This is a genomic window from Leifsonia sp., from assembly GCF_051955155.1.
Lineage (GTDB): Bacteria > Actinomycetota > Actinomycetes > Actinomycetales > Microbacteriaceae > Leifsonia.
On record NZ_JBQCGZ010000163.1, the window covers coordinates 1 to 7,791 of the forward strand.

Annotated in this window: 6 protein-coding genes and 1 pseudogene; 2 read left to right on the forward strand and 5 right to left on the reverse strand. The window is 72.1% G+C overall.

Going from position 1 to position 7,791, the window contains the following annotated elements; genetic code table 11:
• Window positions 1-216 precede the first annotated feature (216 nt).
• The 5 genes from hpf to mtrA all read right to left on the reverse strand — a co-directional run bounded on the left by hpf (window position 217) and on the right by mtrA (window position 5,942).
• Window positions 217-918 carry a ribosome hibernation-promoting factor, HPF/YfiA family gene (gene hpf / locus ACTHMF_RS17445; RefSeq protein ID WP_440319372.1) on the reverse strand — a complete coding sequence of 234 codons (702 nt, stop codon included), beginning with the start codon at window positions 916-918 and terminating at the stop codon, window positions 217-219.
• A gap of 149 nt (window positions 919-1,067) precedes the next feature.
• Window positions 1,068-1,775: a ComF family protein gene (locus ACTHMF_RS17450; protein WP_440319374.1), complete on the reverse strand. Its 708-nt coding sequence runs from the start codon at window positions 1,773-1,775 to the stop codon at window positions 1,068-1,070.
• A gap of 90 nt (window positions 1,776-1,865) precedes the next feature.
• Window positions 1,866-3,572: an LpqB family beta-propeller domain-containing protein gene (locus ACTHMF_RS17455; RefSeq protein ID WP_440319376.1), complete on the reverse strand. Its 1,707-nt coding sequence runs from the start codon at window positions 3,570-3,572 to the stop codon at window positions 1,866-1,868.
• The gene (gene mtrB, locus ACTHMF_RS17460) at window positions 3,569-5,242 is read right to left on the reverse strand and encodes an MtrAB system histidine kinase MtrB (protein WP_440319377.1); all 1,674 of its coding nucleotides are present in this window, start codon (window positions 5,240-5,242) and stop codon (window positions 3,569-3,571) included. The genes ACTHMF_RS17455 and mtrB overlap by 4 nt, the downstream gene beginning before the upstream one ends.
• A 16-nt stretch (window positions 5,243-5,258) precedes the next feature.
• Complete coding sequence (gene mtrA / locus ACTHMF_RS17465) at window positions 5,259-5,942, reverse strand: MtrAB system response regulator MtrA (protein WP_314149613.1); 684 nt, start codon at window positions 5,940-5,942, stop codon at window positions 5,259-5,261.
• Window positions 5,943-6,144: 202 nt separating this feature from the next.
• Between mtrA and ACTHMF_RS17470 the strand changes: the two genes are divergently transcribed.
• Together ACTHMF_RS17470 and ACTHMF_RS17475 are read left to right on the forward strand one after the other, a co-directional pair.
• A complete protein-coding gene (locus ACTHMF_RS17470; protein ID WP_440319380.1) occupies window positions 6,145-7,521 on the forward strand; it encodes a hypothetical protein in 1,377 nt (458 codons plus the stop codon).
• A gap of 5 nt (window positions 7,522-7,526) precedes the next feature.
• Window positions 7,527-7,791 (forward strand): annotated as a pseudogene (locus ACTHMF_RS17475) (DUF4129 domain-containing protein); the annotation flags it as partial.

The following is a 7,791-nucleotide window of genomic DNA, read 5'->3' on the forward strand; positions in this document are numbered from 1 at the left end:
AGAGCTCATGCACGAGACCGTGGAGCTGCGCGAGCGCTACAGCAACGGGGAGTCGCTCGACGACCAGCTGCCGGCGGCGTGCGCGGCCGGGCGCGAGGCGGCGCAGCCGGCCCCCCGGAGGCCGCACCTCGACCGGGCGGAGGGGAGGCGCCGGGGGGAACAGATGGGCGCGGTTGGGGGGCGCCGCCGGGGCGCATCCCAGCGGCGCGGTCGACGTCAGCCGAGCTTGCGGCCGGCGGTCGCCACCTCCTGCAGCTCCTCCGCTTCGTCGTCCAGCGCGATCACGCCATAGTCCCAGCCCTTGCGGCGGTAGACGACGCTCGGCCGCTTGGTCTCCTGGTCGACGAAGAGATAGAAGTCGTGCCCGATGAGCTCCATGTAGTAGAGCGCATCGTCCACCGTCATCGGGACGCTGGCGAACACCTTCTGGCGGATCACGACCGGGCTGTACTCCTCTTCCGCCTCTTCTGCCTCCGCCTGTTCGTCGGAGACGACAGGCGTGCTCCCGGTGCGGACCTGGTCGAGCACCGACACCGGCGCCGCCGCGAGTCCCACTGCGCTGAACCCGTCCGTGCTGGCCTCGCGCAGCGATGTCGGGCGATGCTGCCCGCGATGCACCTTGCGCCTGTCCTTGGCCCTGCGGACGCGTTCGAGCAGCTTCCCGAGCGCGATGTCGAACGCGGCGTACTTGTCGGTCCCCGTCGCCTCGGACCGTACGACGGCCTTCGGTCCGACGAGCGTCAACTCGACCCGGTCGTCGCCGTTCTGGGATCCGAGCTTCTCGTTGTGGCGGCTGACCTTGATCTCGAAGGAGATGGCCCGCTCCGCCAGATGCGCGACTTTCTCCGACTTCTCGGTCGCGTATTCACGGAAGCGATCAGTGATGCCCAGGTTGCGTCCGACGATGTTGATGTCCATGGAGACCTCCCTGATCTGGCGTGACGTCCGCCCGGATCACGAAGGGCGGATCGCTCGCGCCTTTTCGACTACCGTAGTGCTCCCCCTCGGGTAACGGAACCGGAAAACACGCGGCATTCCCGGTGACTGCGCTGAGTGTTCCCTGGAGGTCAACCGGACCGCAACGGCGTGTGCGCGATCGCTGCCGCTCCCACCACCGTCCCTCCCGCCGCCTCGACCGCACGCGCCGCCTCGCGGAGCGTCGCGCCCGTCGTGACGATGTCGTCCACGAGCAGGCACGCCCGGCCGCGCAGCCGCGGGCTCGCCACCATGCTGGCCCGCCGGTTGGCCGCACGCGCCGTACCGCTCAGGCCCGCCTGGTCCGCGGTCTGCCTGGTGAGCCGGAGCGCGCGCCACAGCGGCGGGACGAGGATGCGCGCCCGCGCGAGCACCAGCCCGGTCGGGTGGTAGCCGCGCCGGCGCCAGGCCTGCCGGGTGGACGGGATGAGCACGGGAAGCAGCGCCGCCCCCCGCCCGCGCCGGGCCGAACCGCCGTCCGGTGCGGCGCGGGACTCGCGCTGCGCGGCGACGATCGCGGCACGGAGGGCGGCCGCGAGGACGCCGGCAGCGTCGGTGCGGCCCCTCTCCTTGAAGGCGAGGAGCACCGCCCGCGCCGCCCCGTCGTACTCCAGACCCGCCCAGACCGCGAGCGGACCGACCGTCCGTGGGACCGGACTCGCCCGCATCGCCGCCAGGCAGCGTTCGCACACCGCCCGGTCCGGCGCTGCGCAGCCGGCGCAGCGCACCGGGAGCAGGATGGCGGCCGCGTCGAGCAGGGCGTCGCGGACGGGGACAGGGAGCAGATCGGTCGTCGTCATGGGACGAGCATCCCGGTCCGGCGCACGCGCCGGTCGCGGAACTCCGGATCCGTGGAGAGCCGACCAGGCCATCCCGGCTGTGGAGGACTCCTACGGCTGCCCCATCTGCACGGCGACGGCGCCTACCTTGTCGGTCTGAGTCTGCCAGCCGGTGCCGGTCGGCGCCTGCAGCGTCCCGTCCGCCGCGAGCACGAGGTAGCGCGACAGGCCGCCCGCTCCCACGATCACCCGGCCGGAGGCCGGTCCCGCCGTGCTCGTCGACGTCCCGCCGATCGTCTGCTCTGCGATGCTCGTCGCGTCCCCGTTGGTGGAGCTGAGCACGGCGACCTTGAGGTCGCTCGTCCAGGCGACCGAGATCGGCGTGCCGTCCCCCATCGCCAGCTCGACCGGCTGGGTGAGCTCGGTCGGGAGGCCGCCGCTGCCCCGCACGACGCCCGCCGCCACGAGCGTCGGGCCGGACGCGGTGTCGAGCAGCGCGACGACGCGCGTGCCGTCCCTGGAGACCGCGAGCGAGGTGATCCCGGTGGCGGCCGGCCAGTCCGCCTTCACCGCATGGGGGCCGCCGGACGCGCCGGACACCTGCAGACCGGACGGCGTCGCACCGGGGACCGACCAGACCCAGCCGTCGTTGTCGATCGCGGGCGCGATCAGCCCCCGGCGCGCGTCCACGCGGATCGGGTCGCCGGATTTCTTCACCAGATACGCCGCACCGCCCTTGGCGAGCAGCGCCGTCTGGTCCCGCGCCGCGTTGACCGTGACCGCGGTCGGCTGCAGCGCGACCACCTTGTCGCTGAGGCCGCTCAGGTCAGTGATCGAGGACCCGGTGGACAGGCCGAAGCTCGTCCCCCGGTAGACGATCGGGTGCGAGTCGACCGGCGGATCCTGCACCGGCGCCGAGCCGTCGGTCAGCGGCGGGATCTGCTGGACGTTGCCCTCGATGGAGAGCTCGACGGAGCTCGCGAGCGAGCCCAGGCTCTGCTCCAGCTGGAGCTGCATGCGCTGCAGCTGCAGCTGGTCGGCCTGGCCGGCCTCCGAGCTGAGGTCGGCGTGCGCGACGCCGCCTGAGGTCGTCACGGAGGGCACGGCGAGCTGGGTGCCCTGCGGGAACGCGCTGACCACCGCGCCGTTCAGCCACTTGGCAGGGCCGGCGAGCACCGCGCTCACCACGCGCGTCGCGGCCGCGGCCACCCGGGCCGGGAACCAGCGGGCGTCGGGGACGAGGTAGCCGTAGCCGGGGCTGTAGAAGTACAGCGTCTGCTGCGCGTAGACGGCGCGGAAGGTCGGGTCGTCGATCACGACGCCGTTCGGCGCGACGGCGATCCGCCACTGGCCGTCCTCCTTGGTCAGCTCGTAGCTGAGGCTGACCGGCGCGGTGCTCGTGACCGGGTGGTACGCGCCGACGCTGTCCACGTTGGCGAGCGGGTTCACCTGGACCCGCCACTGGTTCGCGTCGTGGCCGTAGACGCGGTTGCGTCCGTCGTCCACCGTGACCGACTCGTCCGGTTTCCAGGACGAGGCCATCGACTTCGTGAGGTACTCGCGCGCGATCTCGAAGTTGTTCTTCGGGCTGGACGCGGCGTCGATGAAGCCCTGCACGATGCGCTGCGGCGTCGCGCCGTCCTCTGGCGGGGACGGGTTGAAGTCGAGGTCGAGCGGGTCGTTCACCTGGGTGACGGCGCGCCCCTCTTGCACCGGCCCGGAGTCGGGGATGCTCGCGCAGCCGGCGAGCACGAGCGCCAGCGCCGCGGCGACGGCGGCCGCGGTGCGGAGGCGGTTCCGGATCCTGCTGGTGGTCATGCGCGCGCCTCCCGCCCCGGCACGGCGGACTCCCGCGCCCCGTCGTCGGCCGGCGCCGGGGCCTCCGGCTCCGGACGCGGCACCCAGCCGGCGTCGATCGGCGGCAGCGGCAGCGGGGACGCGGAGATCTCCTTGCCGTGGATGCGCGGCAGCGTCAGCCGGAACGAGGACCCCTGGCCCGGCATCGACCACACCTGCAACCAGCCGGAGTGCAGCGTCGCGTCCTCCAGCGAGATCGCGAGCCCGAGGCCGGTGCCGCCGAGCGTGCGCTTGCGGCTGGGGTCGGCGCGCCAGAACCGGTCGAAGACGTGGTTCACGTCCTGCTGGCTCATCCCGATCCCGTAGTCGCGCACGGTGAGGGCGACGGCGGTCTCGTTGCTGTCGACGGTGACGACGACCGGCTTCCCCTCGCCGTGCTCGATCGCGTTGCCGATCAGGTTCCGCACGATGCGGCGGATGCGCCGCGGGTCCATCCCGACGTCGAAGTAGCCGCCGGGCGCGTCCAGCCGGAGCTCGCTGCCGTTCTGCTCCGCGAGCGTGCGCAGCTCGTCCACCACGTCCTCCGCCAGCCGGACCAGGTTCGTCGGCTCCGGCTCGAGTGCGACGGAGCCGGCGTCGTACCTGCTGATCTCCAGGAGGTCGGAGAGCAGCCGGTCGAAGCGCTGGATCTGCGTGTGCAGCAGCTCGGCCGTCCGCTCGGTCGCGGGCGGGAAGGTGTCCCTCTGGTCGTAGATCACGTCGCCGGCGAGCCGGATGGTCGTCAGCGGTGTGCGCAGCTCGTGCGAGACGTCGGACACGAAGCGCTGCTGCAGCTGCGACAGCGTCGCGAGCTGGTTGATCTGGTTCTGCAGGCTGTCCGCCATCCCGTTGAAGGAGCGCGCGAGCGAGGCGAACACGTCCTCGCCGCGCTCAGGGATGCGCACCGCCAGGTCCCCCGCCGCGAGCCGTTCGCTCGTGCGCGCCGCCTCGCGGATCGGCTCGACGACGAAGCGCACGATCACCCAGGTGATCGCGCCGATCAGCACGATCAGCGCGATGCCGGCGAGCATGAGCGTGTTCTGCACGAAGAACAGGGTGTTCTCGGAGTCGCGCAGGTTGTAGCCGATGTAGAGCTCGTAGCGCCCGTACGACGGCAGAGTCAGCTGGGTCCCGACGACGATGCCGGGGTCGGTCGCGCCGTTGCCTGCCGGCAGGGCGACGGACTGGAAGAACTGCTTGGTGCCGCCCTTCTGCACCTGCTCGCGGAGGGCCGGCGAGATCACCGAGTTGAGCGCGGGGCTGCCGCGGTCGGGAGGCGCGAGGACGCCGGTGTCCTGACCGGGAACGCGGTACGCAGCGACGAGCCGGCTGGAGGTCGACGACTGCACAGACTGGAGCGCCGTGTTCAGGAGGTTCTTCCCGCTGTCGGACGCGGAAAGGTCGGAGGCGTTGAGGGTGGACTGCGCGGCCGTGGTCGCCCGGCTGGAGTCGCGGAGCGCCTCATCGAGGCGGGACTGGTAGAGGTCGTTGCTGATCGAGAGCGCCATGTAGATTCCGGTCACCAGGATGGCGACGCCGGTCAGCAGCAGCGTGATGGCCACGGTCCGCAGCTGCAGCGAGCGCCGCCAGAGGCGCGCGAGCCGGGACGGCACGAGCCGCCACCACTCCCTGTCCGGCCAGCGGAAGCGCATGCCGACGCCTCCGGCGCTAGGTCGCCGCGCCGGCGCGGTAGCCGACCCCGCGCACGGTCATGACGATCTTCGGGTTGTCGGGGTCGAGCTCGACCTTGGCGCGCAGGCGCTGGACGTGGACGTTCACCAGGCGGGTGTCCGCCTTGTAGTGGTATCCCCAGACCTGCTCGAGCAGCATCTCGCGCGTGAACACCTGCTGCGGCTTGGAGGCGAGCGCGAGGAGCAGGTCGAACTCCAGCGGGGTGAGCGCGATGCGGGTCTCGCCGCGGCGCACCTCGTGCCCGGCGACGTCGACGACGAGGTCTCCGACGCGCAGCTGCTCCGCCGCGGGCGCGGTCGGCGCGGGGCGGAGCCTGGTGCGGATGCGGGCCACCAGCTCCTTGGGGTTGAACGGCTTGACCATGTAGTCGTCGGCGCCGGACTCGAGGCCCTTCACCACGTCCGCGGTGTCGGACTTGGCCGTGAGCATGATGACCGGGGTGCCGGACTCCGCGCGGATCCTGCTGCACACCTCGATCCCGTCGAGGCCGGGGAGCATCAGGTCCAGGAGCACCAGGTCCGGCTTGGTCGCGCGGAACGTCTCGACCGCCTCCGCGCCGTCCTCGCAGAAGACGGGGTCGAATCCCTCGGTGCGCAGCACGATGCCGATCATCTCGGCGAGGGCGGTGTCGTCGTCGACCACCAGGATGCGACTAGTCATGTGCGAGTGTCCTTGAACCCCTCTCGGGCGGCGAGCGCCGCGGCTGCAACGGCACAAGCGTAGTCGAGCCGCCTGCGCGAGCACCCCAAGCGCGCTGGGCAAACCGTGCGGGCCCGACGTGCCCTGTGGGCGGGGCATCGCGCGCGCAAGGGATGTGCCAGCATGGGAGCATCGCACCACACGGGGGATGAGAGGCACGCACGTGAGCGACGACCAGACCTGGCGGGCACCGGGCTCGAACGAGAACGGGGCCGCCGGCGGCGCGCCGGACGGGCAGGCCGCGGGGGCGCCGGCTCCCGGTGCCGAGGTGCCGCCTCCCGCGCCGCCGCTCCCCCGGTACGGCGAGTACGCGCCGGGTAACGGTCAGCAGACGCCGCCTCCGCCGCCGCCCGGCTACGGGTACCCGCAGGGCGGCTACCAGCAGGGCTATCAGCAGGGCCAGTACCAGCAGCCCGGCTACGGCTGGCAGCAGGGGTACGCGGCACCGGGCGCGCAGCCCGGCTGGGCCCCGCCGCCCAAGCCCGGCCTCATCCCGCTGCGCCCGCTCGCGTTCGGCACCCTGATCGGCGCGCCGTTCCAGGCGCTGCGCCGCAACCCGCGCATCACCGTCGGCGCAGCGCTGCTGCTGCAGGGCATCCCGACCATCGTCGTCTCCCTGCTGATCGCGGGCGGCGTCGCGTTCCTCTTCCAGCGCATCGAGAACGCCGCCGCCGGCGAGCAGGACGCGATCACCGCGGGCGCGATCGGCGGCTCGATCGTGCTCGGCGTGCTCTCGATCGTCATCTCGACCGTGTTCTCGGCCATCCTGCAGGGCGTGATCGTCAGCGAGGTGGCAAAAGAGACCCTCGGCGACAAGCTCACCTTCGGCGCGCTCTGGCGGTTCGTCCGCGGTCGCATCGGCGCGCTGATCGGCTACACCTTCCTGCTGGCGCTCGCGTGGCTCGTCGCCATCGCGCTCGTCGCCGGTGTCGTCATCGCCCTCGCCGCCCTCGGCGGACCCGCCGGAGTCGTCGGAGCCGTCCTCACCGGCATCCTCGGCGCGCTCGGGCTCGTCGCGCTCGCCATCTGGATCAACACGAAGATCGCCACCGTGCCGAGCGCCATCGTCATCGAACGGCTCTCGATCGGCGCGGCGATCCAGAGGGCCTGGCGGCTGACGAACGGCAACTTCTGGCGGACGTTCGGCGTGATCGCGCTGATCTGGCTGATCGTCTACGCGGTGACCCAGATCATCACGACGCCGTTCGCGCTGGTCGGCGGGATGATCGGCGGCATCTTCGCTCCGACCTCGCTCAGCAGCCAGGACCCGTCCAGCTTCTCCGCCATCCTGGCCGGGCAGCTCGGCGTCAACGTCATCTCCAGCGTCGTCGGCGCGGTCGTCGGGGCCATCGGCAGCGTCGTGCAGACCGCCGCGGTCGCGCTCATCTACATCGACCTCAGGATGCGCAAGGAGGGCCTCGACCTCGAACTGGTGCGGTACGTGGAGGCGCGCCAGACCGGGCAGGACCTGCCGGACCCGTTCACCCGGCCCGCCCCCACCGTTCCGCCCGCACCCGGCGCGCCCTGGCCGGGCGCCTGAGCGACGTGCGCCTCGACATCCCGGTCGACCCCAGCTCCCCGGACGCCCAGGACTGGATCCGCACGGAGCTGACCAAGCCGGAGTACCAGACGGCGAAGCCGACGTGGTTCGACCTCGCCTCGAAGGCGGTCATGGACTGGATCCAGTCCCTGTTCTCCGGCCCGACCGGGGACGCCGGTCCCGTCCTGCTCGCCGTTGTGGTCGTCCTGATCGCCGCACTGGTGGTGCTCGCCGTGGTGATGTTCGGCCGGCCGAGAGCCAACCGGCGCG

Excerpts from the sequence above, each read along its gene's own strand:
- ACTHMF_RS17450 (WP_440319374.1), bottom strand. The coding sequence starts at position 1,775 with ATGACGACGACCGATCTGCTCCCTGTCCCCGTCCGCGACGCCCTGCTC.
- ACTHMF_RS17455 (WP_440319376.1), bottom strand. The coding sequence starts at position 3,572 with ATGACCACCAGCAGGATCCGGAACCGCCTCCGCACCGCGGCCGCCGTC.
- mtrA (WP_314149613.1), bottom strand. The coding sequence starts at position 5,942 with ATGACTAGTCGCATCCTGGTGGTCGACGACGACACCGCCCTCGCCGAG.
- mtrB (WP_440319377.1), bottom strand. The coding sequence starts at position 5,242 with ATGCGCTTCCGCTGGCCGGACAGGGAGTGGTGGCGGCTCGTGCCGTCC.
- hpf (WP_440319372.1), bottom strand. The coding sequence starts at position 918 with ATGGACATCAACATCGTCGGACGCAACCTGGGCATCACTGATCGCTTC.